A 26,563-nucleotide genomic window follows, 5' to 3' on the forward strand; every position below is an offset into this window, starting at 1 on the left:
GGTCCGGCCCGGACGCCGTGGGCCGGTGGCAGCCGCGTCCGGAGGGCGGTACGGCGAAGGGTTTCCGGTCGGCGGGCCGTGACCAAACGGTTCCCGCCCCGGCGCGCGCTACCCCGCGCCCATCGGTACCTGGCCCGCTTCCGCGACCCCCCTCATGTCGGCGTTCACCCGGCGGTGACCGCCGTTCCTGCGGGCCAGCACGGAGCCGAGGATCTCCCCGGCCCGTACGGCCGTGTTGGACAGCAGCGACGAGGTGATGCCGTGCGAGTGCTCCGTGGCCCCGCACAGATAGACCCCGGCCTCCAGGCGGGCGTCGGCGGCGACCCGGTAGTCGCGTTCGACCCGGGGCAGCCCCGCCTCGTCCCGGTGCAGGGCGGCGCCGACCTGACCGAGCAGAGCGAACGGGTCGGCCGGACGGTAGCCGGTGGCGCAGATCAGCAGGTGGGCCCGGAGCGTGGTGGCGCGCCCCGTGGGCAGGTGCCGGACGGTCACGTCGACGCCGTCGGTGGTCTCGGCCGCGGAGTCCACCACCGACACGTTGTGGAAGTGCAGCCGTGCCCTGCCGGTGAGGCGCTCCTCGTACGTGCGCCTGTACAGCTCCTCTATGAGGTCGACGTCGACGACCGAGTAGTTGGTGTTGGCGTGGTAGTCGAGGAGCGTGTCCCGGACGGTCTGCGGAGCCTGGTGGAAGGCGTCCACGGTCGCCGGGTCGAAGATCCGGTTGGCGAACGGGCTGTCGTCGGCCTGGCTGTAGCCGAACCGGGAGAACACCGCGTGCACCTCGGCCGCCGGATAGCTGCGGTGCAGATGATCGACGATCTCGGCGGCGCTCTGTCCGGCGCCCAGCACGACGAACCGCCGAGGGCCGTCGGCGCCGAGGCCACGCAGGTCGTCCAGGGTGGTCGAGCTGTGCCGCACCCTGGCGCCGTGAGGCAACCCGTCCGGCATCCGGGGCGCCAGGCCGGGCGCGACGACGATGTTGCGTGCCCGGTGCACGACCTGCGTGCCGCCTGCGAGGTCACGGGCGACGACCTCGACATGGGTGATGACCCCGCCCTCGGTGACCGGCCGGGCCGTGACCACCTCGTGGCCGTAGTCGACCAGGTGATCCAGTCGGCGCGCGCACCAGGTGAGGTAGTCGTGGAACTCCACCCGGGACGGGTAGAAACACTTGTGGTTGATGAAGTCGATCAGCCGGCCCTGGTCGTGCAGATAGGGCACGAAGCCGAACCGGCTCACCGGATTGCGCGGCGTCGCGAGGTCCTTGAGAAAGGCGACCTGCATGGTGGCACCCTCGATGAGCATGCCGCGGTGCCAGCCGAAGGCCGGTTTGCGCTCCAGGAACCGCGCGGTGACCGGAGGGCCGGCGCTCTCCTCGTTGTGTTCCTGCACGGCGATCGCCAGGGCGAGGTCGGACGGGCCGAACCCCACTCCCAGCACGTCGAGGATCTCGGTCTCCATGCGCTGTGCCTCCACGTGTGCCGCCGCTCGTCGGGGTGCTGCCGCGTGCCTCTGTGCCGCCGTCTCCATGAGGACCCCCTTCAGGTCGTCAGCAGCATGCTGACGTCGAGGGCCGGTGCGCTGTGGGTGAGCGCGCCGACCGAGATGAGGTCGACGCCCGTCTCGGCGACGGTCCGCACCCGGTCCAGGGAGATGGTGCCGGAGGCCTCGAGCAGCACGTCGGCGGCACCGGCGGTCGCCGCCCGTGCCGCGACGACCCGCTCCATCCGCCGTGGTGCCATGTTGTCCAGCATGATCCAGGAGGCGTGGCAGCGAAGCGCCTCCTCGGCCTCCTCGACCGTCTCCACCTCCACCTCGACGGGCACCTCCCGGCCCGCCGCCGCCATCCCCTCACGCACGGCGGCGACCGCGGCGCCCACCCCGCCGGCCGCGGCGATGTGGTTCTCCTTGAGCAGCACCATCGCCGAGAGGTGCTGCCGATGGTTGTGCCCGCCTCCCGCCGTCACCGCGTACTTGTCCAGGGCGCGCAGACCCGGGGCGGTCTTGCGGGTGTCGAGTATGCGCACGGGCAGGCCTCGCACCTCCTCGACGTACCGCCGGGTCGACGTGGCGATGCCGCAGAGGCGTTGCAGGAAGTTCAGGGCCGTGCGCTCGCCGGTGATCAGGCTTCGCGCGCTGCCGTGGAGGCTCAGCAGCACCTCGCCGGGAGCCACCGCGGCACCGTCCGCCACGTGCGCCCTCACCCTCACCTCGGGGTCGACGCGGGCGAACACCGCCTCGACCACCGACAGTCCCGCCACCACCCCCGGCTGCCGGGTGACGATCTCGGCCCGGGCCCGCAGCCTCTCCGGCACGCTCCACCGGGTGGTGATGTCCTCGGTGGCCTCGTCCTCCGCGAGAGCGGATCCGACGGCCCGTCCCACGGCCGCCCCGTCCACGGCCGACCACCGGGCCGCAGCCCGTTCCACCGCCGCTCCGCGCTCCGCCTCCTGCGTCGCTCCGCCCACCGGCGCGCCGTTCACCGCTGCGGGCTGGAGCTGGCGAACCGGGCCGGGTCGAAGGCCGAGATGTCGTAGGTGGCCCGGCCGTGCTGCACCAGTTCGGCGATGGCCTCCCCGATCGCCGGCGCGAACTTGAAGGCGTGGCCGGAGGTGCCGCCGGCCACCAGAACCTTCCCCTTCCCGGACGCTTGCCCGATGAGGAACCCCAGGTCGGGAGTGTTGTCGTAGAGGCACACGGCGCTCTTGCGGTACCGGCCGCCACCCAGCCGCGGGATCCGGTTGCGCAGGAACTCCTGGATCTCGGCGACCTCCCCCTGGGCCACGAAGCGGTCGACCGTGTCCGGGTCGGTCGGGGTGCCGCCGCTGTGCACGCCGGCCTTGACCCCACCGTACAAACCGCTCGCGGCGGGGTGCCCGTAGCCGATCATGCCGTCGCCCTCCCATATCCAGTACGGAAAGCGGTCGGGCTGGAAGTCCTGTGCCCCGCCCCCGGGCTCGAACCAGAGCATGACCTTGCGCAGCACCTGTATCGGCGCCAGATCGGGCAGGAGGGCGGGAGCCCAGCAGCCGGAGGCGACCACGACGTGGTCGGCGTCGTAGGCACCGCGGTCGGTACGGAGCCTGACCCCGCGAGCACCTTCCACGATCTCCACGACGGACTCGTGGTACCGCAGGTCGGCACCGTGCTTCTCGGCGAGCTGGAGCTGGACCCGCACGGTCTGCTCAGGCTGTACGTAGCCGGAGCCGGGGTCGTAGATCGCCGCGCAGTCGGAGGCCGGCGTGAACTGCGGGAACCGCTTGTGTATTTCGTCCGCGTCGAGGTATTCGTGCTCGAGGCCGAACTGCTCGGCGCTGGCCCGGGCGGCCGGCAGCAGTTCGCCGTCGGCGGGACCGAGGCAGATTCCGCCGGTCCGGTGGAACAGGCGCTCACCGCTCTGCTCCTCCAGCTCCGACCAGAGGGTGTAAGCGCGTTGCAGCAGCGGCAGATAGCGCGGGCCCATGAAGTACGCCTGCCAGACGCCCCGCGACTCACCGTGGCTGGCCCCGAGGTCATGGACCGGCCCGTACCGCTCGACGCCCAGTACGCGCAGCCCGGCGGCGGCGAGCGAGTGGCAGGCCGCGCTGCCCAGCGCACCGAGCCCGACCACGGCGACGTCGTACTTCTCTGCCGTCATAACGTCTCTCCCACATTCTGGTTGCCGGCCTTTCCGAACTGTTCCATCGCGTGCGCCAGATCCCGGTACCCCGTGTGCGGGCATTCCGAGAAATGCCGGGTCACCTTGGTCCGCACGCCGTCGCTCTGTTCCTGGCTGAGTTTGAACATGCCGTCCACCTGCTCCACTTCCACTTCGAAGGCACCGACCGCGGAAATGATCCGGTCGAAGTATTCGAGGGAATCCGTCATGTCCCAGCCGAAGCCGAAACGGCCCTCCAACTCCTGCACCGTACGACGGACGACGGTGCGCGTGGCTTCGCCGGCGGGCAGGGGCCGCAGAGTTCCCCGGACATGAACCGCTGTGAAATTCCAGGTGGGTGCGGCAGGCGAATAGTCGTACACCTCGGGCGAGACGTAGCCGTTCGGCCCGCGAAAGATCAGCAGCGCCGGTGTCTCTCCGTCGGCGATGTGCCGCCAGTGCGGGTTGGCCCGGTTCATGTGCCCGGCCAGTCGGTGCCCGTTGAGGTCCACAGGGCCGCTACGCAGGGCGTCGGCGGTCGCCTCGGGAATGACGGCCGGGAGATGGGTGGCGTACGGCACGGGGTCCGCGCTGGAAAGGAGCGTGGCCAGCGGGCTGGCCCGGACAAGAGTCACCGCGGCCGCGGGACTTCCTCGATAATGCGCGGGAACGTACACGTCTTCGATTCTCCTTGTCGGGGTCTGCACCGGCGACAGGCTCTCGGTTCACCGTGGCGGGAATTCCGTCCCCGACGAGGCCGGACGAAAGCACCGTGGGCACTTCTTCCGCCGTGAGGGCGCTCTTCCCGGGGCGAGCACGGCTGTTGACGAGCTTGTGGGTGGCCGGGGCACGCGTCAAGGGGCGACCACTGGGCTATTCGTCCCGGATCGATGGGCGCATAACTCGTCCGACGTCCCGCCGGAAGCCCTCCGAAAGGTACGGGTGGCTCGAAAGGGTGCCCGGGCCCGGTGACAAATTCACGCCATTTCCGGGCCGTCGCGGACACGCCCTCGGCGGTCCGTCTCAGGTGGGGCGAACGGCCGGTTCCCCGGCGCACGGACAGGAGTGCAGTTCCGGAAGACGGTTCCGAGGCACGGTCAGCCGTACATATCCTTCGGCCACCTGGCCGAGCCAGGTCAGCTCGTCCGCCAGTTCGCTGCTCGGCTGACGCGACCCGCGGCCGGCCGTGCCGCCGGAGGGCTGGACGCCTTCTTTCTTGCGCCGTACCGCCAGGGCGATGACGGCCGCCTCCACCAAAGGATCGTCCGCGGCGGTTCCGCGCATCAGGCCCGCCTCCCGCAGCGAGCACCGCAACCGCTCCTCGCAGTCGTCGCAGACGTAGGGGCGCAGCAGTCGCTGTCCGTCCCTGATCTCGATGATCATCCGATACAGCCGGGTCCGGAGGTTGCCCCAGAACCGGGCCACGCGCGGCGAGAGCGGCCTGAACAGGGTCACCCCCGGGGCGGCTTCGCACAGGACGGACCAGAGCGGATGAAGCGTGCCGTAGAGGCGGAACTGTTCACGGCGGACGACGAAAAAGGTGCCCCAGCCCGGCAGGGTGTACCCGAGGACGAGTACCAGGGAGCCGAGGCTGGCGGCGAGCGGACTCCACACCACGGCGGCCCGGTCCCAGTCGGTCACGCCGCACCAACGCCCCACGATCCCGATCGCCTTCCCCAGGATGAAGCCCAGGACGAAAACCGATCCGACCGCGGTCATCCGTAGCGACTGAGCCAGCCATGACCGTTCGACGGCGCGCGAGGAGGGCCAGGTGAACCGCGCGGTGTTCGCGAGGTTCACGCCGTAGGTCACCAGGAAGACCATGAGGTAGGCGGCGGCCGTGGGCGTGGTGGCGAAATGCACCTCGAAGTCGACCGGGTGGGCGCCGGGCAGCGGCGCCGCGAAGAAGAGCACGCCCATGGTGGCGATGGCCAGCAGGTAGAACCCGACCACACGCGGGAGGCGGCGTCTGGATTCCGCGGGTGAGTGGAACCAGCCGAGCACCATCACATGGGCCGACAGTGCGGCCAGGACGATGCAGGAATGGCCGAGCAGGGTGGCGAGGTTGGGTATGCCTGTCAGCTCGCCGATCCAGACGTTCACCAGCGGCACCAGGAACAGGTAGGCGACACCGTTGAACAGCCGGGTGCCGCACAGGGCCCAGAGTTCGAGGTTGCTCGCGTCGCGTCGCAGGTCGAACCACTTGTAGCCGAAGGCACTCAGTGTGAGGACGCAGGACACGGTGTGCGTGTAGTTGAAGACGTGCTCGACGGAGGCGGTCACCTCCAGTGGTCACCTCCGTGCTGCAGCGAGCGTCCGAGCCGGCCCGCGAAGTCTCCCTCGTCCGGAGGGACCACGGCTGTGCCGAGGAGCGGGCCGCCCGCCCGCCGCATCCCCAGGACCTCGGTGGCGAAATATTCGGCGGCATACTCCTCGGGCTCACTGTACTGGGTGCGCCCCAGCATGTGGCCGATGAGCACGGGATCGATGTCGTCCGGTACCAGCGAGCCGCCCGCGGCGTGGTCGAGGTGCCCTCCCCCGGGGTCCGGGGCGGCGTGGTCCCACAGCAGGTGGCCCAGTTCGTGCACGGCGATGTGGGTCTGGTGCGTGGCCGTGGTGTGCGCCTCGTAGAAGACGTAGTCGGCGGAGACGGTGGCGACCAGGAGGCCGACCGGTCCGGTGGGCGGGAAAGCCAGCGGCGCCATGGCGATCCGGCGCTGCCGGCGCTCGGCCACCTGCGCGCAGAGCGTGTCCAGGGAGAAGGGAACGGTCAGGTCGAGGCTCCGGATGAGGTCGGTGCATTTCTCTCGGATTTGCCTGCGTTTCATCGCTTCCCTTCCCCACCACGCTGTCCAGCGCCTTCGTCAGCGGGCGGGGATAGCCGCGGATATGGATGCCGTTCGGTGCAGAGATCCGCGGACGAACGATAGAGACCTGAGGGCGTTGCCTTCTATACGGCGAGGTCCATGCTCTGGGCGTACAGGGCGGCCTGCGTCCGGCCGGCGGCTCCTATCTTCAGGTAGATGCCGCTGAGATGGTTCTTCACGGTTTTTTCGGAGATCTCCAGGCGGCGGGCGATCAGCCGGTTCGTGAATCCCCGTGCGACCAGTCGAAGAACGCCTGCCTCACGAGCCGTGAGCGAGGGGGTGGCGGATCTTTCCGTATCGCGGGGTTCGGTGAGACCCATGCGCTGGGCGAACAGGGCGGCCTGCGTCCGATCTGCCGCACCGATCTTGAGATAGACGCTGCTGAGGTGATTCCTCACGGTCTTCTCCGAGATTTCCAGGCGACGGGCGATCAAGCGGTTGGGTAACCCTTGAGCCAACAGCCGCAGTACGGCCGTCTCTCGGCAAGTTAAATCCGATAAGGTGGGGTCTGCTTCCATGTGACGCCTCCTCCGTGCCGGTTCAGATGGGCATGAGAAAACAGACACTCAGCTGATACAGCGCACGGTGTGGAAATTCAGCGCGCGAAGGCATGAGCGTCGGATGCCATGTGCGTGATTCCTTGAAAAATGGACCAGAAAACCGGTCGGACCGCGGATTCGCATATGCGCTTGACGACAAATGCGGGCATGAATGTTGAGGGTGCAGACGGTGCGCAGTAACCTCTGTCCGAGATGCTCGAAGAGGTCTGCATTAGCACCCCATTAATACTACGTAGCTACCGCCACTCCGTCAACCGGTGTGGTCTCCACGGGGCTTGACGCGCCTCCAGTTGTCACCCAGAAGCCAGAGGAGTGGGGATAAATGCCTACATATCGGTCCGAAATGTTACCTCAGCGACTGAACTGCCTGTTCGAGACCATGTATCCGCACGACCGCGGTCCATTCAGCAACGAGGAGGTGGCCCGCGCCATACGGGATCAGGGTGGCGACATCTCCAAGCAGTACATCGCATACCTCCGGAAGGGCGAGCGGGGTAATCCACGGATCCACCATCTCGATGCGCTCGCGAGATTTTTCGGGGTACCCGTCTCGTACTTCTTCGACGAGGACCCCGCAGCTCTCACCGGACGGAGCCCGGACGCCTGGCACACCACGAGCCCGACCGGATCCGACCCGAAGTCGCCGGAACGGGCCGGCGTCACCGGCGTCGCCATGCGCGCGGTCGGACTGTCGCCGAAGGGGATGGAATTCGCCAAGACCCTTCTCGACCAGCTCCGCGCCATGGAGGGGCTCAGTCCGGGAACGGACATGGCCGCGGTGGCCCGCGAGCTTTCGGTCAACGAATCAGCAAGGTGACAGAAGAGTTCCGGAACTGCCGGAGTCGGGCGCAGAATTACGGCGGGGCAGACATCGCACGTCGACGAAATACGCCTGCCGGGACATCTACCCCATTGCGTGTCGATTCCCCAACCGGCATGCTCGGGGAAGTAGTTGCAGTGGGTCGGCAGTACTGCCACACTGACACTCTCATGTCCAGAGCTCGGCTGGAGGAGTGAAGTTGTCGGAGATCCATGACCCCAACAAGCACACTGCCACGATCGAATGGCGGGACCAGGGGCCACTTTTCGCCACTCAGGCCGAGGCGACCGGCTTGTCCTATCTTCGCGGATTGATCTCCGGGGAAATCGTGTCACCACCCGTCGCGCAGGCCCTCGACATCAGAGTCGTCAAAGCGGATCCCGGCGTGGTGCAGTTCACGATGCCGGTGAAAACTTATTTCACCAACCACCTCGGCTTCCTCGCCGGCGGTATCCTGTCGACGATCATCGACTCCGCTCTCGGATGCGCGATCCTCGCCCTGGTCCCCGGGGACAAGGACATCGTCACCCTCGACCTCAACGTGGACTTCCTGCGTCCGATCCAGGAGGCCCCGGGCCTGATCACGGTCGACGCCGAGGTGGTCCATCTGGGACGCAGCCGGGGGCTGGCGACCTGCCGGGCGACCGGCCCGGACGGCAGGCTGCACGCCGTGGGCAAGAGCAGCTGCCTGATCCGCGACAAGGCCCCCGCTCGGCAGAACGGGTCGGCCGCCGGACCCGAGGCACGACGATGACCCCTACGCCTCCGTCCCCGGGCCGCCGCACCACGCCGCCCGCCCTCACCGTCGGCCAGGTCATGCGCGAGCAGCGCCTGATCACCACCGCCGACATCACCGCCTTCGCCGACCTGGCGGAGGACCTCGGCCGGCACCACCTGCCCGACGAGGGCCGGGCGATGGCACACGGACTGCTCACCGCCTCGCTCGCCACGAAGATCGGTGGCCAGCTCGACTTCATCGCCCGCCGGATGGTCTGGGAGTTCCTGCAGCCGGTCTGGGCGGGCGACACCATCACCGCCGAGGTGACCGTGAGCGCACTGGGCGAGGCCAGGTCGGGCACCCGGGTCGAGTTGGCCATCGAGATTCACAACCAGAACGGTGAGACGGTGCTGCGCGGCGAGTGCTCCGGCGTCATCCGCCACTGACCCGGCCCGCCGTTCCGGGGCCGGAACTCCCCGCCGGCCCCGGAACGCCGGGCGCCGGCGGCCCGGTCAGGACCGCCACCGAACGCGGCGACGACACGGTCCGCCGAGACCACCTCATGCACAGGTGTGTGGTGACCCGCGGCGCACACGGCGGTCACCCGGCCTGCCTGACAGCTCCACCGGACCCGCAACCCGCCGAGGGCGGAGCCGTCGGCCCGGACCCACAGGCCGCCGTCGGGGCCCCGGCCCAACCGGTAGTGGCGCAGCGCCGGCGAGGGCCGGCGGTACGCCTTGAGCGCGGCCTCCTTACAGGCCGCCAGGACCGTGGCGACGAAGCCGGGCGGCAGCGGGCGCGGCAGCCGCCCCGGTCCCGTCCAGAGCGGCTCCCCCGGACCGAGCAACCGCGGCAGCAGGACGTCGTTACGGGCGTCCACCGGCTCGACGTCCACCCCGAGCGCGGGCGCGGACCCGGCGCGGGTGACCGCGCAGACGGCGAGGTCACCCGAGTGGGAGAGGGAGACGGCGGTGCCGGAGGGGGCATCCACCACCTGGGGCGCGCCGTCGGAGCCGGGCAGGATCTGGGCGCCGCGGTCCCCGGTCGCCCAGCCCACCGCGGCCTTGGCGGTGAGCCGGGTGCGCACCCACTCGGCGCGCCGGGGCCCGGTCAGCCGCGCGGCGTGGGCGCGCTCCAGACCCCCGAGCAGTGTCTCGGGGGCCACCCGCCCGCTCCAGTCACAGGTGACGACCAGGATCCGGGCACCGCCGGAGGTCACTTGACGCGCCGGATGTCCTGCACAAAGGCGCCGAGATCCGCGACACTCGGCTCACCCGGGGTGTCCACGAAGCCCCGTACCAGCCGGACCACCGCGTCGTACGCCTCGGTGTGGTCGTAGGCCTGGGCGTCCGCGACCTTGAGCGACCAGCGCCAGTAGCCCTTCATGGTGTCGGCGAGCGGCATCCGGAAGGTGGCGATGACCTCCTTGAGACCGGGAACGGACGAGGCGCCGTCCCTGGTGACGTAGGCGCCCACCAGGTTGCTGTAGAAGGCGAAGTGCCGCGCCTCGTCGCGGGCGAGCCGACCGAGCAGGTCCTTCAGGAACGGCTCGCTGACCGTCTCGCGGAAGCGCTGGTAGAACAGCTGGGTCGCCTTCTCCTGGATCAGGGTGTAGGTGAAGGACTGCACCGGGTGCTCGTAGGGCAGCACGAACTTCTTGCGGCCCTCCTCGGCAAGGGTGGCGAGCAGCCCCTCCCGGGTCGCCATGCCGGTCTCGACCTGATAGCGGGCGAGGGCCGAGGCGTGCCGTTCCTCGTCGCCCGCCCAGGCGACCAGGAACCGGAAGTACTCCCGGTTGAACCCGAAGCGCTCCAGCTCCTGTTCGGCCTCGGCCACCGGGAACGCTTCCAGGAAGTGCGACAGGTAGCCGGGAATGTGGTCCTCGACGAAGGTGATGAACTGCACGGCGGACCGGTCGACCTCGGTGAGCCGCTCCGGGCGCAGGGAGTCCCAGTCGAGTTCGGCGAGCGTCCAGGACCGTTCACCCGCGCGGGTCACCGCCTGGTCGACGAGCTGGTGCATCTCCAAGGCGGGCAGGAGGTCGTCCAGCACGGTCGTCCCGGTCATACCGCCGCCTTCGGGCCGAGCCGGGACTTGACGGCCGTCAGCGCGTAGTGCTTGGAGGTGTAGCCCCAGCCGGCGTTGGCGACGCTCAGATAGCGGACGAGGCGCTCCGCCATGCCGGGCGCCACGGCCTCGATCCGGTCATGGTTGGCCTCGGCCCGGCGCTGCCACTCCTCGATGGTGCGGTGGTAGTGCGCGGTGAGGTCGTCCAGCTGCTCCAGGCTGAAGCCGGCCGACTCCGCCGACTCGATGAGGTGGGAAAAGGGAACCATGTCGGCGAAGCCGAAGATCGTCTCGGTGACGTGCCGGGTGCCGGGCCGCAGCGCGAACTCCCGGTACGCCTCGGTGCTGCGGAAGCAGCTCTCGGAGAGGTAGAGCCGGCCCTGGCGGCGCAGCGAGTCGTACACCTTGCGCAGCACGGCCACCCGGTCGGGCATGTGGATGATCGAACCGAGCATCGTCGCCGCGTCGTAGCGTCCTTCGACGTCCAGGTCCGTGTAGGAGCCGACACGGATGTCGACCCTGGCGGCCACCTTCAGCCGGTCCGCCTGCTCCCGGATGTACTCGGCCTGCGGGCCGGAGGGAGTGACCCCGACGACGTCGCACTCGTACTCCTGGGCCATGAACAGGGTGAGGCTGCCCCAGCCGCAGCCGATGTCCAGCAGCCGCTCGCCGCCCTTGAGGCCGAGGCGCTCGGCGACGAAGTGGAGCTTGGCGGTCTGCGCCTCCTCCAGGGTGGCGCCCGGGGTGCGGTAGAGCGCCGAGCTGTATTTGACACGTTCGTCGAGGAACGCCCGGAACAGTTCCGTGGGCAGCTCGTAGTGCTCGTTGGTCGCCAGCTCCGCGTCCTTCGGCAGGAGCGAGAGATCGTCGTCCCGTCCCGCGTGGAGCACCGGGCAGACCTCCGTCTGCGCGTCGGTGGTCATCTCAAGCCTCCGTGCGTGCCTGGGCGAGGACGAGGTCGGTGAGTTCGCGGGGGGTGCGCACGGCGAAGATGTCCTCGTCCTCGAACTCCACGTCGTAGACGCGCTCGATCTGCGCGACGACGCGCAGCAGGCGTACCGAGTCCGCGCCGGGCAGTTCCTTGAGGACGGTGGTCTCGGAGACCTCGGCGACGTCGACGCCGAGCTCCTTGGCGGCCTGGGCGCGGACCTCGTCGAGGACCGTGGCGTCCTGGAGAGAGACGGTCTGGGCGTGGTTCTGCTGCGGCATGGTCATCCAATCGCGTGATCGAAGTAGTGTGCGAGGCGTTCGCGGTCCGCGCCGACCAGCCCCATGTGGCCCTCGGCCTGTTCCGAACTGATGGGCTGGTAGGCCGAGTTCGCCATCACGTGCGGGGTGCCGTCGGTATCGAGGACATCGGCCTCCGCGTGCACCACGCCGCCGCTCTCCCGGACGATGCGGGCGACGGCCCGGTAGGGGGTACCGGTCCGCAGCGGTTGCAGGAACTTGGTGCGCAGGGTGACCGAGAAGGCCAGCAGACCGCGGTTGAGGGCGATCAGGTCACCCATCAGCTCGTCCACCAGGACGCTGACGATGCCGCCGTGGACGACCCCGGGGTAGGAGGCGTACGCGTCGGAGAAGGTGATGTCGGTGCCGAGCCGGCCGTCGTCGAGGCGGTACATCTTCAGCGCCAGCCCGATCTTGTTACGGGGCGAGCAGCCGAAGCACTCGAACCGCGGCTCGTCGAGCCAGGGCAGCACGACGGGAGCGGTCTCCTCGTTCATCGGGCCCCGTCTCCGGCGGACGGCAGGTCGGCGAGGATGCGGCGGATGTCGCGGAGTTTCTCCACCGGCCGGCCGGTGAGTTCGGCGAGCGTGTCGAAGAGCTGCTTGTGGATCCGGGCCCATTCCGTGCCGTCGTCCACCTCGCCGAAGTAGCGGAAGACCTCGTCGATGGTGACGTGGCCGTCGAGTTCGGGGAGGTTGCCCTTGAACTTGCTGACCGGGTGGTTGTAGCGGCCCTCGGGGTCGGCCATGTAGACGTAGAAGGTCTCCAGGACCGAGGCCAGCTCCTGCGGGTGGGTGACCAGCCGGCGGGCGGTGTAGTGGATGAACTCCCGCGCGTGGCGTGCCTCGTCGCCGCTCGCGCGCTTCATGATCTTGGCGATGACCGGCTCCTCCGCGACCCGGCTCACGCACTTGTACATGTGGTTGGTGGCGATCTCGGAGATTATGTTGGTGGCCAGGGTCGCCGACGGGGTGATGCCGGGCGGGTACGGCGCCCGCATCGCGTTGATCTGCTCGTAGGCGACGTCGCTGCCGGCCAGCCGCAGCCACTTCTTGAACGCCAGGTGGTGCTGGAGCTCCTGGTATCCCCACAGGCACACGAAAGCCGAGAAGTCGTAGTCGTCGACGAACTCGTTGAAGAAGCCGTGCTGGGCGGCTATCGAGTTGGACTCGCCCATGACGGCGCCCATCGCGAAGGCGATGTACTCCGGCCGCACCAGGTCGGGGCGGAAGTCGTCCCACGGGATGTCGCTCATCTCCCACGAGGCGTTCTGGTACGCGGGGAAGACGTCGTAGCTGTGCAGCGGCTCCGCTTCCGGGTCCCGTGCGGTCTCGATCTTGAAAGGGGTGGTCACGTGGTTTCCTCCGGTTCGGTTCGGCTGACGGGCCGGGTGCCGGCCGCCCCCGTGCCGGCCGACGCCGACAGTTGTTCGCGGGTGCGGGTGCGCTGCCACTTGCCGCTGGTGGTGCGGGGAATCGAGCGTGGTTTGACCATGTGCACGAGGACGTCGGTGAAGTCCATCTCCTGGACGATCCGGGTGGCGATCTGCGTGTCCAGGTCGGCGGCGGCCTTCTTCGGGTCGGCCTCGACCACGACGCGGACCACTTCACGGCCGTCGTCGGTGACGTCGGAGAAGGCCACACAGCGCTTGCGGTAGACCCCCGGCACCTCCCGGGCCACGGCCTCGATGTCGTCGGGGTAGTAGTTCTGGCCGCGGACGATGACCATGTCCTTGATGCGGCCGGTCACGAAGAGATCGCCGCTGTCCTGGAACCCGACGTCGCCGGTGCGGAACCAGCGTCCGTCGAAGGCGGCCGCGGTGGCCTCGGGCGCGTTGTAGTAGCCGGTCGTCACGGCCCGGCCGGCGATCTGCACCTCACCCGACTCACCGGGCGCGCACACCCGGCCGTCCTCCGCGACCAGACGCATCTCGATGCCGTGCACGGGGCGGCCGACCGCCACCACGTCCTTGGCGCCCCGGTCGCCGCGGGCCACCGGGACCGCCCGGCCGGAGGCGGCCATCTCGGCCCGGTCGACGGAGAGGACGCGTACCGGGCTGCCGGGTTCGGGGAAGGTGATGCCCAAGGTGGCCTCGGCCATGCCGTACACCGGATACATGACGGTGTCCCGCAGTCCGGCGGGGGCCAGGTGGGCGCTGAAGCGTTCGACGGTCTCGGCGCTGACCGGCTCGGCACCGTTGAACGCCAGCCGCCAGGCGGAGAGGTCCAGCTCCTTGACGAACTCGAGGGGGGCGGCGGCCACGAACTGCTCGTAGGAGAAGTTGGGGCCGGTGATGACCGTGCCGTGGTGCTCGGCGAAGTACTTGAGGATCTGCGCCGGGCGGCGCAGGAACGCGGTCGGGGTGAACACGTGCACGTCGGCACCGTTGAGCAGGTGCGAGAAGAGTCCGACCAGGCCCATGTCGTGGAAGGTGGGCACCCACTGCATGAAGACGTCGTCGGGGCTGAAGTGCCCGGAGACCACACAGGCCCGCAACCCGGCCGCCATGGCGCTCTGGGTGAGCTGCACGCCCTTGGGCGCGCTGGTGGAGCCGGAGGTGAACTGCACCACGGACAGGGCGTCCGGGTCGACGCCGGGCAGTTGGCGGGCGCCGCCGGGGGCGGACACGCCGGGGTCGATGAGGACGAGCCCGGGGATCTGTTCGGTGAGCAGGGCGCCCAGGTTCCCGAAGGAGGCGCCGAGGACCAGGTGGCGGATGCCGGCGACGCGCAGGATGCCGGCCAGCCGGCGGGCGATGCCCTGCTCGTCGCCGAAGCCGGCCGGCAGCGGCAGCACACTGCACGCGGCGCCGGTTCGCTGCACCCCGAAGAACAGGCTGAGGAATCGTGCGTCGGTGGGAACGAGCAGGCCGACGACGGCTCCGGGGCCGACGCCGTGCTCTCGCAGGCCCAGAGCGCAGTGCAAGGAGGTCTCGGCGAGCTCGGCCGCGGTGATCCGCTCCTCGCTGCCGGGAAAGACGGCGGCGGCGTCGGGGGAGGTGCGGGTGTGCTGGAGGAAGGTCTCGGTGAGGGTGTCGCCGGACAGCAAGGAGCCGCGCAAGGGGTGGGTTCCTTTCGTGGGGGGCCGTGTCCGTGGCCGGAGGGCAGGCCGGGTCAGGAGACCAGGTCGACCCGCAGCTCACTCAGTCCGCGGAAGTTGACGTGCGGGCGCCACACGACGTCCTCCGTGGTGAGGGAGACGCTCTTGTAGCGCCGCAGCAGTTCACGGAAGACGAGGCGGCCTTCGAGTTTCCCGAGGAGCGCGCCGATGCAGTAGTGCGGGCCCCCGCCGAAGGCGAGCGGCTTGATGTCGGTGCGCGTCACGTCCAGGGAATCGGGGTTGTCGTACCGGCGCGGATCGCGGTTGGCGGCGCCGAGCAGGATCATCAGTTTCGACCCGGAGGGGATGGTCCTCCCGCCGACGGCGACGTCCGACGTGGTGATACGGGCGACGAGCTGGACGGGGGCGTCGTAGCGGACGAACTCGTCGACGCCCTGCTCGATGAGGCCGGGGTCGTTCCGCAGGATCCGGAGCTGCTCCGGGTGGCGCAGCAGAGCCAGCGTGCCGTTGCCGATGAGGTTGACGGTCGTCTCGTGACCGGCGTTGAAGAGCAGCAGCACATTGCCGATGATCTCGTCGTCGGTGAGCCGTTCGCCGTCCACCTCGGCGAGCATCAGCCGGGTCAGGATGTCGTCCTGCGGGTCGGTGCGCCGTTTGGCGAGGTGTTCGGCGATGTAGGAGCGGAACTCCAGCACCGACTGGTTCATGGCCTTCTGGGTGACCTCGTCCAGGGCCGGGTCGACGACGTGCCCGATCGCCTCGGTCCACTTGCGGCACTGGTCCCGGTCCTCGACGGGCAGGCCGACGAGACCGCAGATCACCGTGACCGGCAGCGGCAGCGCGAGGGAGTCGATGAGGTCGATGCCCTCGCCCTCGCCCATGTGGTCCAGGACCTTCGTGAGGATCTCGGAGATCTGCGGGCGCATCTTCTGGATGGAGCCCGCGCTGAACACCGGGTTGACCAGGCTGCGGATGCGCCGGTGGGCCCGGCCGTCCAGCATGAGCATCCAGCGTCGGGTGTCGCTCACCACGGGACTCTCCCAGCCGCCGCGGTGCTCCGCCCATTTGGCGTCCCGGTGGAACTCGCTGGTGAGCCGCGGGTCCCGCAGGAGGGCTGCGGCTTCGTCATATCCGGAGACGACCCAGAACCCGAAAGGGCTCTGGTGGACCGGTTCGGTCTCGCGAAGCCGTGCGTAGAACGGATAAGGATCGCTGCGCATTTTCGGATCGCGGGGGTTGTAGAGAATATCCGGCTTCACTGCGTCCATGGTCGGAAAGCGTGTCAGGGGGTTTGTTGAGCATCAATAGGACACAGGTCCCACTCCGGCCCCCCTGGCCGAGGGTCTCTGCGCCTGGTGTTCCGTGCGGACCCCGGCGGTGGAGATGACGGGTTTTCAGGGGCGGAGGATCAGCTTGCCCTTGTTGCGGCGGCCGAGGAGGGCTTCGTGGGCGTCGCGGGCCCGGCCGAGGTCGTACTCCGCGCCGACGAGCGGCCGCAGCCGGCCCCGTGCCGTGAGGTCGAGGAGTTCCGTGAGCGCCTTGCCGCCGGCGCCGTGCGCGGCGAGGAGCGGGAGGAGCCAGAAGCCGGCCACACCGACGCTCCGCAGCGCGAGCCGGCCCGGGTCGACCGGAGCGGCCGGCCGCCGTGCCGAGGCACCGTACGTCACCAGCCGGCCCAGGGGGGCGAGGACGTCGAGGGCGGCGTCGAGGACGGGGCCGCCGACGGCGTCCAGGACCACGTCGACGGGACGTCCCCGGTTGGCGTCCAGGACGCGTTCGCGGTACCCCTCGGCTGCGCCGTCGACCGCGGCGTCCGCGCCGAGTCCGAGGGCGACGGCGCGCCGGTCGTCGCGGGACGCCGTGGCGATGACCCGGCCGGCTCCGTACTCCCGGGCCAGCTGGACGGCGAGGCTGCCCGTGCCGCCCGCGGCGGAGTGCACCACGACGCTCTCACCGGGCCGGATCCGCGCGATGGACCTCAGCAGGTGCCAGGCGGTCAGGCCCTGGACGAGGACGGCGAGGGCGGCGCCGGCATCCACCTCGTCGGGCAGCATCACGAGGTCGCGGTCGGCGACGACCGCCCGGGCCGCGTATCCGCCCTGCGGAAGGTAGCCGAGGACCCGGCGCCCGTCCGCGGTCCGGCCGGCCACCTCCATTCCCGGGATCCGCGGCAGCGGGCCCTCGGGGGCGTGGGGGCCTTCGGTGTGCTCGCCCGCGATCTGCTTGATGTCACCGAAGTTGACGCCGGCCGCCTCCACCCGGACCAGGGTCTCGTCCGGTCCCGGCACCGGGTCCGGCACCTCGGCTTCCCTCAGGACCTCGGGGCCTCCGAACCGCTCGTATCGCAGGGCGCGCATTCCGCTCTCCCACCGTGCACACGCCCCACGCGGGGGCTCCTTGCCGCGGCCGGTACCGGTACCGCCTCAGCCGGCGGGCCGTGGGCTGTCGCCGTCGTAGCCGGGCTGCTTGGGCTCCAGCCCCTCCATCTCCCGGAGCTGGTCGAGAAGGACCTTCGCGAACTCCAGTCCCTTCGGGGAGAGACCCACCGCGCGCATGGCCACGCCGGTGACCCCGGCGCGCTCCAGGGACCGCAGGTCCTCCTCGGTCAGGCCGGCGTCGCGCCAGGCCGCCAGTTCTTCCAGCCGCTTTTCGGTCGGGCTCGCTGAATCGTCGTCGAGAAGATAGGCAACCGGTACACCAAAGAATTTCGCCAGAGCCTCAACATGCTGCACCCGCGGATTACCGCGTTCCCCTTTACGGAGGTAGGCGATGTACTGCTTCGAAATGTCACCGCCCTGGGCCCGGATGGCGCGGGCCACCTCTTCGTTGCTGAAGGGGCCGCGACCGCGCGGATGGACGGTGTCGAACAGATGGTTCAACCGCCGAGCCAGCAATCCAGGTGGGTCTGTCCTCATTTATCCCCACTCCTTGATCTCCGAGCTGCCGATCAGGTGGAAGCTCAGAGGGGTGCCACCATGCAGGTTGACGAGACCATGACTGCGACAAAGCGTCCACAAGTGGTTACGCAGGATCTCGAACGTTCCCGGTACCAGGTTACTGCATACCATCCAGTCTTCTGAGTCGGGAATTCTTTCCGGATATACGGCAAGACGTCGGAGGATCTCCCCTGCAGCCGTCGTCCCGAGGGGTCCGGCCGGGGCGACCGTGTACATGCACGCCGGGGTCATCCGGCATCGCACATCCCGCGCCTGCGACGTGAAACCGCGGAGCCCTTCGTCGCCGGCGTGGTGATCCCACTCGTCACACCGGCGACCGAAGGACCCCGACCGTGTTCGAGCCGACAAGCCGTACTATCCCAGAAGCACAAGAGGCGCGGCATGACCGTTCCGGTCATCACTGCCCGGCCTCCGCCGGCGGTGGCACCGCGACCGCGCCCGCCCGCGCCGCCCGCCGGCGAACGCGCCTTCGCCCGGTTCAGGGCTCACCCGGCGGACCAATGGTTCAATGCACGTTCCGAAACCCGTCGTCCCGGTTCCCCGGCAACGTCACGGGAAGGACGGAGAAGGGGGGAACGGTATCCGGTCATCCGCTGGCCGAGAACCGGATCTTCCCTCCTGAGGGCGCCGGACACATCATGGGCAGCCGCGACATCCACCGCAGCGAGGGGAACGGGAAGCGATGAAGCGCCGGCAGATCCGCAGGAAATGCGGCGACCTGGTACAGAGTCTCGACCTGCCCGTCTCCTTCTCCCTGGAGTACCTCTGCGAGCAGATCGCCGGGCGCCGGGGGCGCCCGGTGCAACTGGCCCCGCTGGCGTTCCCCGCCAGCGGCCCCGCCGGGCTCCTGGTCTCCACCGCCACCACGGACTACGTCTTCTACGAGGCCTGCACCACAGCGGTCCACCAGACTCACGTGATCATGCATGAACTGGGCCATCTCCTGTGGGACCACGGCCCGGCGGGATCCGGCGCGACGGACGAGATGTCCGCGGGCAGCGCCCTGCTGCCCGCGGACATCGACCCCACGCTCGTCGAGCACATGCTGGGGCGCACCCAGTACAGCCGACCCGAGGAGTACGCGGCGGAGTACTTCGCCACCCGGCTGCTGCGGCTGGCGAGCGGCCCGCTCTCACCGCCCGCTGCGGTACCGCCCGGTATGAGCGAGCTGGTGAACCGGCTGGAACGCTCGTTGCAGCACGGCGGCGGGCACCGGAGATGACCGCACGGCCGGCAACTGGGCCACCGAGTACGTCGACACGGTGCCCGGGGCCGGCCGGCTCCACGGCTTCGGTGTCGCTGAGCACCGGCACGTGTCGCAGCGCGCCGGAGGTGCCTGCGTGCCCACGGCCGTCGCGTCTTCGAGGGTTCGGTCAGGGAGCGACGACGACCTGCGCCGAGTAGCTGAGGCCCGAGCCGAAGCCCGCGGTCAGGACGAGCGCCCCGGGCCGGACGCGGCCGGCGGCGGCCAGCGTGTCCAGGGCGAGCGGAATGGAGGCGCCGGAGACGTTGCCGTCCTCCCGGACCGTGCGCGCCACCTCTACCGACGCGGGCAGCCGCAGCGCCTTCACCGCCGCGTCCACGATCCGCACATTGGCCTGGTGTGGCACGAACGCCTCGATGTCCCGCACCGTCACCCCGGACGCGGCCAGGGCCTGTCGGCACACCTCGGCGACAGCCCCGATGGCCCAGCGGAACACCTCCGGTCCGGCCATCTCCAGGAACGGCCAGCGCGCCAGCGGGTCGCCCCGCACCTCGGCGAAGGAGCGGCTCTGCCGGATGGCGCCCAGGTGCTCGGTGTCGGTCCCCCACACCACGGGCCCGATACCCGGCTCGTCGGCGGGCCCCACCACCGCGGCGCCCGCGCCGTCGCCGAAGATGAACGCCGTCGAGCGGTCGCGGGGGTCGACGATGTCGCTCATCCGCTCCGCCCCCACCACCAGTACGTGCTCCGACTGCCCGCAGGCCACCAGGTCCCGGGCGACCGCCAGGCTGTGCGAGAAGCCGGCGCAGGCGGCGCCGAGGTCGAAGGCCGCGGCACCGCGCGCCCCCAGTTCGGCGACGCAGGCCGCCGCCGCGGGTGGCGCCTGGTACAGGTAGGACATGGTGCAGAGGATGACGCAGGAGACGTCGGAGGGAGTCAGACCGGCCGCGCTCAGCGCCTTTTCCGCAGCTCGCGCCCCCATCACGGGTATGGTCTCGTCGGCGTCGGCGAAATGTCGGGTCCTGATTCCGGAGCGCTTCTCGATCCATTCCGGGTCGGAATCGATGAGTGCGCAGATCTCCTCATTGCCGACCACATTTCCCGGGCGGTACGAGCCCACCCCCAGGATCCTCGAGAACCGGCTGGACGAGGATCGAATTCTCTGTGTCATCGATTTCATCCGTCCCATCACGGGCCATCATGTACGAGCCGTCGCATCCAGCTTCCTGCTCATCAAAAGGGCTGCGATCCAAAAATGTCAATGAATGAAAGGCCAGGACGTTTGCCCCATTGATTCGACGGGCGGCGGAATTCCATTATGGGTGTGGGATCTGTCAGCCTCCGTCCGCGTGGCCGTTTCTGCGGGTTCTCAGCGCCCACAGGCGGACCAGCCCTACGACGGCCGCCAGCCACAGCGCCCCGACGCCGAGTTCGGCGAGGAGCTGCCCGGCGACGGGTTCGCCGTCCAGGGAGCGGTGCAGTGCCTCGATGCCGTGGGTGAGCGGCAGCAGCCCGGCCACCGTGCCGGTCCACCCGGGCAGGCCCGGCGCCGGCACCGCGCCGCTGAGGACCAGGACGAGGTAGAGCGCGGCGTTGCCGTACAGCAGCTCGGAGCGGCCCAGCAGTGCCAGCGCGCCGACGGCGGCGCCCACGCACAGGGTGGTGAGTGCCATGACCGTGTACACCCCTGTGCGGGCGAGCAACTGTGCCGCCGTCGCCGTACCGGTCAGGACGGGACCGGCCAGGACGACCGTGCCGAGGGAGAGCAGCAGGCCCTCGGCGGCGTAGGGCAGATACCGGGCGAGCAGCACCCGCAGCACGGGCACGCGTCCGACGAGCAGCGCAGCGAGGGTGCGTTCGTCCCGGTCCAGGGGCTGGACCCCGCTCACCCCGACCACGGTGGACAGACACATGACGAAGGCGGAGACTCCGGTGAACGCGGCCTCCCGCGCGGCTGCGACGTCCAGGCCGGCGGCGGGCCGGAGTCCGACGAGGAGTGTGTAGAACACCGCCTGGAGAACGGCCCTGGGGAGCTTGGACAGCAGCAGTACCCGCGGGGTCTCCTCGGCCAGGTACAGCCGCCAGGAGAAGCGGAGCAGTTCGCGGGCGACGGGGAACGGGCCCGGGTCGGAGGTCTCAGGTGAACTCGAGGGTGCCGCGGCGTCTGGCACGGTCCACCACCTTCCCGAACAGAACGGCCCCGGCCAGGAAGTGGAGGGCGGCCAGCACGGCCATGGCCGCGAGCGACGCGCCCGCGGGTCGGCCGAACGAGACGTCCACCATGTACTCCTTCGCCCAGCGCAGCGGCACGAGCCAGGCGATCCAGCGCAGCCCCGGGGGGATCGACCCGCCCGGGAGGATGGTGCCGCCGAGGATGTAGACCGGGTAGAGCAGGGCGTTGCCGAGGTGCACGCCGTGCCGGGTCAGCACGAACACGCAGCTGAGCAACATGCCCATGGCGACCGCGGAGACGACCGTCATCACCAGGCCGACCAGCAGCAGGAGCGGGGGCGGAAGCCGCAGCCGCAGTCCGAACAGCAGTGGGACGGCGGTTCCGACGACCGCGAGCGCGCCGCAGGTGAAGAGCACCGCCCCGGCGCACTTGCCCACCAGGACCAGCTGGGGGTCGCGGACGCCGACCACACTGCGGGTCATGGTGCCCTGGACGAGGTCACGGCGGACGATGCCACCGGCCATCCACACCAGCCCGCCCCACAGGCAGGTGACAAGCACCGAGACGAGGACCCGGGTGGCGGTGTCGCGGTCGCCGGGGTCGCGGGGCAGGGTGATCAGGAGCAGGGCGGCCGGCTGGACCCCCGCGAGGATCACCACGGCGGGGCTGTGCAGGGTCAGGACGGCCTGGATCCGGGCGGAGGCCCACAACACCGCCAGGTGTGTGCGCAGCGCCCCGGGACCGGTCGGCGGGACGCCGGGCGCGGGGGCCCTCATCGGCGCGGACTCTCGTACAGGCGCCGGAAGGAGTCCTCCAGCCGGGCCGGCGCGACGTCGAAGCCGGTCACCTCGCAGCCGTCGAGCAGGGCGCCGATCCCGCCCAGCGCCACCATGCCCCACTCCTCGATCTCGATCACGAGCGTCCAGCCGCCCGCGCCCTCTCCCTCCCCCGGGCCGCCCGCCGGGCCCTCGTCGCGGATCCGGATCCCGTGGCCGGTGCGGGGCTCGGGCCGGGGGCCGTGCCCGGTGACCGTGATGACGGCGGCGAAGCCGGCCCGCCGGGTGAAGTCGGCCAGCGGCAGGTCCTCGACGACCCGGCCGCCGTGCAGCGCGACGACGCGGTCGGCCAGTTCCTCGACATCCAGCAGGTGATGGCTGGTCAGCAGGATGGTGACGCCCTGGTCCCGCAGGGCGGAGATCTCCGCGCGCAGCCGGGCCGCCTCCACCGGGTCGAGCCCGAGGGTGGGTTCGTCGAGCAGCATGAGGCGGGGCCGGGTGGCGAAGCCGACAGCGAGGTGGAGTCGCTGGCGCATGCCGCGGGAGTACGTCTCGACGGCGCGGCCCGCGGCGTCCGCGAGGCCCGCGCGCTCCAGCGACCGGTCGACCAGCTGCCGCAGGCCGCGCGGCGGGGCGCCGTCGAGCAGGGCGAAGAAGCGGAGGTTCTCGCGGGCGGAGAGCCGGTGGTAGAAGCCTCGTTCGCCGCCGAAGACGACGGACTGGTGACGGCGGACCTCCTGAGGCCGTTCGGTGACGTCCACGCCGAAGATCCGCGCGGTGCCGCGGCTGGGCAGCAGCAGGGTGGCGAGGATCTTGGTCAGGGTGGTCTTGCCGGCACCGTTCTCCCCGAGCAGGGCCACGATCTCGCCCTCGGCGACGGTGAGGTCCACCCGGTCCAGGGCGGTGACCCGGCGGCCGGAGGAGACGAAGTCACGGCCCAGGCCGACGACTTCGACGGCGGTCACGGCGCGTCCCGCGGCAACTCGACGACGCCCAGCTCCGCGAGAGCGGCCACCGCACCGGCCAGTTCCGCCTCGGGGACGTCGGCGTCGAGGACGCGGGTGAACTCCGCGTGCACATCGGCCGCTCCGGCGCCCGTGCACAGGCTCCAGAGGTGTGCCATGGGATCGGTGAGGTCGTAGGCCGTGTTCGGTCCGGCCAGCACGAAGCCGTCGGTGAAGCGGAGCAGACTGTGGTACGGGCTCTGCGTCGGGCCGGTGCCGGCTCCCCCGGGCAGCCGGAGTTCGGCGATGTCCCCGGTACCGTTCCAGCCGCGGGTGGTGGCCACGCCGACCAGGGCGACGGCGAGAGCGAGCCGGCGCCGGACGACGGCCTCCGCGTGTCCGGTCAGGCCGTCGAGCGGCACCGGCTCGTGCAGCAGTTCCCAGACGGCCGGCAGGTTCGGGCCGAGCAGCCGGGACCGGGCGACGCGGCGCAGCAGGAACTTCGGCCCGATGTACAGGTCGCGTTCCGCGGAGAGCAGTGCGTCCAGGCCGGCCTCGACCGCGCCGCGGGCGGCGAGCAGCGCCGTGTACGGGTCACCGATGGCGAGGGCCCCCGCGGCGTCCTCGGCCAGGCCGGCGACCACGAAGGCGTTGCGGTAGATCATGACCTGGGCGACCACGTCGCGGTCGGGTCCGGCCGGGGCGTCCTCACCGGTGCGTCCCACGGGGAGCCGGCCGGCCACCGCGTAGCGGACGATCCTGGTCATCTCCGCGCGGTCGAGGTCTCCCTGGGAGCGGTCGGTCCGGGTGACGGCGTACCGCGCCATCGACGCGGCCCGGGCCTCCCAGACGGCGAGCGGCACGGTGGTGAGGTCGAGGCGGCGGCCGTTGGCGACATACTGGCGGGCCAGCTGGGCGGTGTCGTGCACGGCGACGATGTCGAGGTCGGACTCGGCGTGGCCGAGACCGACGGAGAGACTGCCGACGACGAAGGCGCCCCGGCATCCGTCGGGGTGGGTCCGGTTGACGAGGTCGACCGCCTCGGCGGTGTCCTCGGGCGTGAAGTAGTGGTCGTCGATGGCGTGCTGTCTGCTCAATCCTCGTAACCTCGTCGTCCGTGCGCGTCGGTCCTTCGGGGACATGCCGAATCGGTGTGGCGGACACCTTGACGGGCATCAACATGTGCCCGCCACGCCGAAAGGGGTGTTACGTCTCGGCGCGCACGGTCACAGCGCCTTGCCGCCGTTGCACGTGCCGGCCTTCTTGATGTCGAACTTCATGGTTCTGCACCCCCTTCCTGTCGTTCGGACGGCACCGGAGGGTGTCTTCCGGTGGGTTCTGGGCGGCGGGGACCGCCGCGGCCCCGGACAGATGGCGGCCGGCCTCGTCGGCTCCGGCCCGCGCGCATCGTCGCGGTGCGGCCCCCGCCAGGGCGGCGGCGAGGAAGCCCGCGTGGTAGGCGTCCCCCGCTCCCGCGGTGGGCAGCCCCGGCGGCACGTCCGGGGCCCGGGTGTGCACGGCCTGCGGCCTCCCGGGGCCCGCGGTCCAGCTGCCGTGCTCGCCGCAGGTCACGGAGACCAGCCGGGGAGGCCCGCAGGCCCGCCGGGACAATCGCTCGCACGCCTCCCGGCCGGTCCTCGCGCCGGTCTCGGCGAGGGCCCAGTGCTCTGCCGCGACCAGGACGTCGGCGTGGTCCAGCAGCGCGGAGACGCCGGAGGAGACGTCACCGCGGCCCGCGTTGAGCGAGACGGTGATGCCGCGTTCCCGGGCCAGGGCGCACAGTTCGGCGGCGACCGGCAGGAAGCGGCCGTTCACGTGGACGGCGTCCGCGTCCTCCACGAGCCGGGGCAGCAGCGGGCGCAGCGCCGTCCCGGCCGCCCGCTCCAGCCGTGCGGGCAGGTGCCACAGCAGCGTCCGGGTCGGCGGCGACTCCAGGACCAGGCAGGAGGGGCTGGATCCGGGCACCGTCACCACGTGCTCCCGGCCGACCCCGCGGACGTCCAGCTGGTCGAGCAGGAAGCGGCCGATCCAGTCGTCGCCCACCACGCCCGCCACGGCGGTGCGGGCGCCGAGCCGCTGCAGCGCGGCCAGTGTGTTGGTGGTGGCCCCGCCCAGCCGGAGGTCCATCGCCGCGACGCTGGGGTCGTGCTCCTGAACGAGCGGGACCGGGCAGACCACCCGGACATCCGCCATCACCAGGCCGAGGCCCACGACCCGGGGCCGACGGCCCGGTGCGGCGGTCACCGGTCCACTTCCACGATGGGCAGACCCCGCCGGGACAGGCCCAGGGACTGGCGGTCGTCCGGTGCCGTGTAGAAGAGCTTGCCGATGTTGTTCACCTTGCGGACGCCCTCGGCGCTGAGCCGCAGCAGCCGGCCGTCGCGGACGACGAGACCGTTCTCGGTGAGCGCGGTCAGCTCCGGCCCGAAGACGGTGTCGACGTCCACGCCGTACTGGCGGCGGAAGCGGTCGGTGTCGAAGGGGTTCATCCGCAGGCCGAACATCATGGTGCGGCGCATCCGCGCAGGCAGGTCGAGGACGGCGCCGGCCGTGGTGGCGGCGCCGGTGGTGCGGGCCTGCTCGATGTAGTCGCCGATCGAGTAGGCGTTGATGGTGTGCCGGCCCTCGACGTAGGTCACCGCGCTCGGGCCGACCCCGACCCATTCGCCGTCCTCCCACTGGAGTTCGGTGTACCGGCAGCGGGGTGTGGTGCGGCGGACGAAGTCGAAGACGTTGTAGTGCTCGTAGCCGTTCTCCTCGAAGATCTCCCGGCCGGCCTCGAACATCTCCTGCTCGACGTCCTCACCGGGGATCTCCAGTTCGCCCTTCTGGAGCCGGGACCAGAGCACGGTCTGCTCGCGGATCCACAGCGGGTAGAAACTGATGTGCGCGGGGTCGCAGGCGAGGGCGTCGCGCACGGAGCGGCGGACGTCCTCGACGTTCTGGCCGGGCAGCCGGTAGATCAGGTCGAGGTTGATGTTGTCGAAGCCCGCCTCGTGGGCCAGCCGCAGCGCCTCCCGGGCCTCGGCGGAGGTGTGGTCGCGCCCGATCTCCTTGAGCACGGCGTCGTTGAAGGACTGCACTCCGATGCTGAGCCGGCTGCCCCCGGCGGCGCGGAACAGCCGGAGCTTCTCGGCGCTGAGCGAGGCGGGGCTCCACTCCATGCTGAATTCGCAGTCGTCGGTCAGCTCGAACGACGAGGTGATGACGGTCAGCAGCCGGTCGAGCTGACGGGTGGCCAGCAGCGAGGGCGTACCGCCGCCGATGAAGACCACGTCCAGTGGGCGTCCGGCCACCTGACCGCGCTCCCGCACGGTGCGGATCTCGTTCTCCAGGGCGTCGAGGAAGACGTCCATCTCGTCGTGCAGGTCGTCGCCGACCTTCACCTTGTACTTGCAGAAGTGACAGCGGTGGGCGCAGTAGGGGATGTGGGCGTACAGCCCCATCGTGGGCCGCGCCCACGCGGCCCCGGGGTCCATCGCGGTGATACGGGCGGGATACCAGCGCACGTAGTCGCGCTCGATCTCCTCCAGCTCCGACTGGTCCATGGGGA

28 protein-coding genes are annotated in these 26,563 nt (G+C 70.4%); 4 read left to right on the plus strand and 24 right to left on the minus strand.

What is annotated here, in order from left to right; genetic code table 11:
- Positions 1-108: 108 nt before the first annotated feature.
- From QFZ75_RS05195 to QFZ75_RS05225, 7 genes are all read right to left on the minus strand, one after another.
- A complete protein-coding gene (locus QFZ75_RS05195; protein ID WP_307534214.1) occupies positions 109-1,461 on the minus strand; it encodes a lysine N(6)-hydroxylase/L-ornithine N(5)-oxygenase family protein in 1,353 nt (450 codons plus the stop codon).
- 80 nt (positions 1,462-1,541) lie between these two features.
- Positions 1,542-2,483 (minus strand): carboxylating nicotinate-nucleotide diphosphorylase, encoded by a 942-nt coding sequence (nadC, locus tag QFZ75_RS05200; RefSeq protein WP_307534217.1) that lies wholly within the window; start codon positions 2,481-2,483, stop codon positions 1,542-1,544.
- Positions 2,480-3,637 carry an N-methyl-L-tryptophan oxidase gene (gene solA, locus QFZ75_RS05205; protein ID WP_307534219.1) on the minus strand — a complete coding sequence of 386 codons (1,158 nt, stop codon included), beginning with the start codon at positions 3,635-3,637 and terminating at the stop codon, positions 2,480-2,482. Before solA ends, nadC begins: the two co-directional genes overlap by 4 nt.
- Positions 3,634-4,314, minus strand: coding sequence for an FMN-binding negative transcriptional regulator (locus QFZ75_RS05210; protein WP_307534221.1), 681 nt, complete (start codon positions 4,312-4,314; stop codon positions 3,634-3,636). Before QFZ75_RS05210 ends, solA begins: the two co-directional genes overlap by 4 nt.
- Positions 4,315-4,660: 346 nt before the next feature.
- Positions 4,661-5,920, minus strand: coding sequence for an MAB_1171c family putative transporter (locus QFZ75_RS05215; protein WP_307534222.1), 1,260 nt, complete (start codon positions 5,918-5,920; stop codon positions 4,661-4,663).
- Positions 5,917-6,465 carry a hypothetical protein gene (locus QFZ75_RS05220; RefSeq protein ID WP_307534223.1) on the minus strand — a complete coding sequence of 183 codons (549 nt, stop codon included), beginning with the start codon at positions 6,463-6,465 and terminating at the stop codon, positions 5,917-5,919. Before QFZ75_RS05220 ends, QFZ75_RS05215 begins: the two co-directional genes overlap by 4 nt.
- 122 nt (positions 6,466-6,587) lie before the next feature.
- Positions 6,588-7,022: a LuxR C-terminal-related transcriptional regulator gene (locus QFZ75_RS05225; RefSeq protein ID WP_307534225.1), complete on the minus strand. Its 435-nt coding sequence runs from the start codon at positions 7,020-7,022 to the stop codon at positions 6,588-6,590.
- A 385-nt stretch (positions 7,023-7,407) separates the two neighbouring features.
- On the opposite strand from QFZ75_RS05225, the gene QFZ75_RS05230 reads away from it, so the two are divergent.
- From QFZ75_RS05230 to QFZ75_RS05240, 3 genes are all read left to right on the plus strand, one after another.
- The gene (locus QFZ75_RS05230; RefSeq protein ID WP_307534226.1) at positions 7,408-7,881 is read left to right on the plus strand and encodes a helix-turn-helix domain-containing protein; all 474 of its coding nucleotides are present in this window, start codon (positions 7,408-7,410) and stop codon (positions 7,879-7,881) included.
- A 313-nt stretch (positions 7,882-8,194) separates the two neighbouring features.
- Positions 8,195-8,638, plus strand: coding sequence for a PaaI family thioesterase (locus QFZ75_RS05235; RefSeq protein ID WP_307534229.1), 444 nt, complete (start codon positions 8,195-8,197; stop codon positions 8,636-8,638).
- Positions 8,635-9,048, plus strand: a complete 414-nt coding sequence (locus QFZ75_RS05240) for a hypothetical protein (protein ID WP_307534230.1) — start codon at positions 8,635-8,637, stop codon at positions 9,046-9,048. The genes QFZ75_RS05235 and QFZ75_RS05240 overlap by 4 nt, the downstream gene beginning before the upstream one ends.
- On the opposite strand, the gene QFZ75_RS05245 is transcribed toward QFZ75_RS05240, so the two are convergent.
- The 10 genes from QFZ75_RS05245 to QFZ75_RS05290 all read right to left on the minus strand — a co-directional run bounded on the left by QFZ75_RS05245 (position 8,988) and on the right by QFZ75_RS05290 (position 17,835).
- Positions 8,988-9,821, minus strand: coding sequence for a hypothetical protein (locus tag QFZ75_RS05245; RefSeq protein ID WP_307534232.1), 834 nt, complete (start codon positions 9,819-9,821; stop codon positions 8,988-8,990). The genes QFZ75_RS05240 and QFZ75_RS05245 overlap by 61 nt on opposite strands.
- A complete protein-coding gene (locus QFZ75_RS05250; protein ID WP_307534234.1) occupies positions 9,818-10,669 on the minus strand; it encodes an acyl-ACP desaturase in 852 nt (283 codons plus the stop codon). Before QFZ75_RS05250 ends, QFZ75_RS05245 begins: the two co-directional genes overlap by 4 nt.
- A complete protein-coding gene (locus QFZ75_RS05255; protein WP_307534236.1) occupies positions 10,666-11,592 on the minus strand; it encodes a cyclopropane-fatty-acyl-phospholipid synthase family protein in 927 nt (308 codons plus the stop codon). The genes QFZ75_RS05250 and QFZ75_RS05255 overlap by 4 nt, the downstream gene beginning before the upstream one ends.
- 1 nt (position 11,593) lies before the next feature.
- Positions 11,594-11,878, minus strand: coding sequence for an acyl carrier protein (locus QFZ75_RS05260; protein ID WP_307534238.1), 285 nt, complete (start codon positions 11,876-11,878; stop codon positions 11,594-11,596).
- A gap of 2 nt (positions 11,879-11,880) precedes the next feature.
- Positions 11,881-12,393, minus strand: a complete 513-nt coding sequence (locus QFZ75_RS05265; RefSeq protein ID WP_307534240.1) for a PaaI family thioesterase — start codon at positions 12,391-12,393, stop codon at positions 11,881-11,883.
- Positions 12,390-13,250, minus strand: a complete 861-nt coding sequence (locus tag QFZ75_RS05270) for a ferritin-like domain-containing protein (protein ID WP_307534242.1) — start codon at positions 13,248-13,250, stop codon at positions 12,390-12,392. The genes QFZ75_RS05265 and QFZ75_RS05270 overlap by 4 nt, the downstream gene beginning before the upstream one ends.
- On the minus strand, positions 13,247-14,956 hold the full coding sequence (locus QFZ75_RS05275; protein WP_307534243.1) for an AMP-binding protein: 1,710 nt from the start codon (positions 14,954-14,956) through the stop codon (positions 13,247-13,249). The genes QFZ75_RS05270 and QFZ75_RS05275 overlap by 4 nt, the downstream gene beginning before the upstream one ends.
- A 53-nt stretch (positions 14,957-15,009) precedes the next feature.
- Positions 15,010-16,224, minus strand: a complete 1,215-nt coding sequence (locus QFZ75_RS05280) for a cytochrome P450 (RefSeq protein ID WP_307534244.1) — start codon at positions 16,222-16,224, stop codon at positions 15,010-15,012.
- Between the two features lie 126 nt (positions 16,225-16,350).
- A complete protein-coding gene (locus tag QFZ75_RS05285) occupies positions 16,351-17,313 on the minus strand; it encodes a zinc-binding dehydrogenase (RefSeq protein ID WP_307534246.1) in 963 nt (320 codons plus the stop codon).
- 66 nt (positions 17,314-17,379) lie between these two features.
- Positions 17,380-17,835: a helix-turn-helix domain-containing protein gene (locus QFZ75_RS05290; protein ID WP_307534248.1), complete on the minus strand. Its 456-nt coding sequence runs from the start codon at positions 17,833-17,835 to the stop codon at positions 17,380-17,382.
- A gap of 760 nt (positions 17,836-18,595) precedes the next feature.
- Here QFZ75_RS05290 and QFZ75_RS05295 point away from each other — a divergent pair.
- Positions 18,596-19,135 carry a hypothetical protein gene (locus QFZ75_RS05295; RefSeq protein ID WP_307534249.1) on the plus strand — a complete coding sequence of 180 codons (540 nt, stop codon included), beginning with the start codon at positions 18,596-18,598 and terminating at the stop codon, positions 19,133-19,135.
- Positions 19,136-19,286: 151 nt separating this feature from the next.
- Here the strand turns inward: QFZ75_RS05295 and QFZ75_RS05300 are convergent, their stop codons facing one another.
- The 7 genes from QFZ75_RS05300 to hemW form a co-directional block, all read right to left on the minus strand.
- Positions 19,287-20,306, minus strand: a complete 1,020-nt coding sequence (locus QFZ75_RS05300; RefSeq protein WP_307534250.1) for a beta-ketoacyl-ACP synthase 3 — start codon at positions 20,304-20,306, stop codon at positions 19,287-19,289.
- Positions 20,307-20,451: 145 nt separating this feature from the next.
- Positions 20,452-21,288, minus strand: a complete 837-nt coding sequence (locus QFZ75_RS05305) for an ABC transporter permease (protein WP_307534252.1) — start codon at positions 21,286-21,288, stop codon at positions 20,452-20,454.
- Entirely contained in the window at positions 21,254-22,066 is an 813-nt protein-coding gene (locus QFZ75_RS05310) for an ABC transporter permease (protein WP_307534254.1), read from the minus strand. Before QFZ75_RS05310 ends, QFZ75_RS05305 begins: the two co-directional genes overlap by 35 nt.
- Complete coding sequence (locus QFZ75_RS05315; RefSeq protein WP_307534255.1) at positions 22,063-23,031, minus strand: ABC transporter ATP-binding protein; 969 nt, start codon at positions 23,029-23,031, stop codon at positions 22,063-22,065. The genes QFZ75_RS05310 and QFZ75_RS05315 overlap by 4 nt, the downstream gene beginning before the upstream one ends.
- A complete protein-coding gene (locus QFZ75_RS05320; RefSeq protein WP_307534256.1) occupies positions 23,028-24,107 on the minus strand; it encodes a hypothetical protein in 1,080 nt (359 codons plus the stop codon). Before QFZ75_RS05320 ends, QFZ75_RS05315 begins: the two co-directional genes overlap by 4 nt.
- 109 nt (positions 24,108-24,216) lie before the next feature.
- Positions 24,217-25,254 (minus strand): carbohydrate kinase family protein, encoded by a 1,038-nt coding sequence (locus QFZ75_RS05325; protein ID WP_307534258.1) that lies wholly within the window; start codon positions 25,252-25,254, stop codon positions 24,217-24,219.
- Positions 25,251-26,558, minus strand: a complete 1,308-nt coding sequence (gene hemW / locus QFZ75_RS05330; RefSeq protein ID WP_307534260.1) for a radical SAM family heme chaperone HemW — start codon at positions 26,556-26,558, stop codon at positions 25,251-25,253. Before hemW ends, QFZ75_RS05325 begins: the two co-directional genes overlap by 4 nt.
- Positions 26,559-26,563: the final 5 nt, after the last annotated feature.

The sequence above is a fragment of the Streptomyces sp. V3I8 genome (assembly GCF_030817535.1).
Lineage (GTDB): Bacteria > Actinomycetota > Actinomycetes > Streptomycetales > Streptomycetaceae > Streptomyces.

Excerpts from the sequence above, each read along its gene's own strand:
- QFZ75_RS05225 (WP_307534225.1), bottom strand. The coding sequence starts at position 7,022 with ATGGAAGCAGACCCCACCTTATCGGATTTAACTTGCCGAGAGACGGCC.
- QFZ75_RS05300 (WP_307534250.1), bottom strand. The coding sequence starts at position 20,306 with ATGGGACGGATGAAATCGATGACACAGAGAATTCGATCCTCGTCCAGC.
- QFZ75_RS05250 (WP_307534234.1), bottom strand. The coding sequence starts at position 10,669 with ATGACCGGGACGACCGTGCTGGACGACCTCCTGCCCGCCTTGGAGATG.
- QFZ75_RS05280 (WP_307534244.1), bottom strand. The coding sequence starts at position 16,224 with ATGGACGCAGTGAAGCCGGATATTCTCTACAACCCCCGCGATCCGAAA.
- QFZ75_RS05195 (WP_307534214.1), bottom strand. The coding sequence starts at position 1,461 with ATGGAGACCGAGATCCTCGACGTGCTGGGAGTGGGGTTCGGCCCGTCC.
- QFZ75_RS05285 (WP_307534246.1), bottom strand. The coding sequence starts at position 17,313 with ATGCGCGCCCTGCGATACGAGCGGTTCGGAGGCCCCGAGGTCCTGAGG.
- QFZ75_RS05240 (WP_307534230.1), top strand. The coding sequence starts at position 8,635 with ATGACCCCTACGCCTCCGTCCCCGGGCCGCCGCACCACGCCGCCCGCC.
- QFZ75_RS05310 (WP_307534254.1), bottom strand. The coding sequence starts at position 22,066 with ATGAGGGCCCCCGCGCCCGGCGTCCCGCCGACCGGTCCCGGGGCGCTG.
- QFZ75_RS05255 (WP_307534236.1), bottom strand. The coding sequence starts at position 11,592 with ATGACCACCGACGCGCAGACGGAGGTCTGCCCGGTGCTCCACGCGGGA.
- QFZ75_RS05295 (WP_307534249.1), top strand. The coding sequence starts at position 18,596 with ATGAAGCGCCGGCAGATCCGCAGGAAATGCGGCGACCTGGTACAGAGT.
- hemW (WP_307534260.1), bottom strand. The coding sequence starts at position 26,558 with ATGGACCAGTCGGAGCTGGAGGAGATCGAGCGCGACTACGTGCGCTGG.
- QFZ75_RS05230 (WP_307534226.1), top strand. The coding sequence starts at position 7,408 with ATGTTACCTCAGCGACTGAACTGCCTGTTCGAGACCATGTATCCGCAC.
- QFZ75_RS05220 (WP_307534223.1), bottom strand. The coding sequence starts at position 6,465 with ATGAAACGCAGGCAAATCCGAGAGAAATGCACCGACCTCATCCGGAGC.
- solA (WP_307534219.1), bottom strand. The coding sequence starts at position 3,637 with ATGACGGCAGAGAAGTACGACGTCGCCGTGGTCGGGCTCGGTGCGCTG.
- QFZ75_RS05260 (WP_307534238.1), bottom strand. The coding sequence starts at position 11,878 with ATGCCGCAGCAGAACCACGCCCAGACCGTCTCTCTCCAGGACGCCACG.
- QFZ75_RS05265 (WP_307534240.1), bottom strand. The coding sequence starts at position 12,393 with ATGAACGAGGAGACCGCTCCCGTCGTGCTGCCCTGGCTCGACGAGCCG.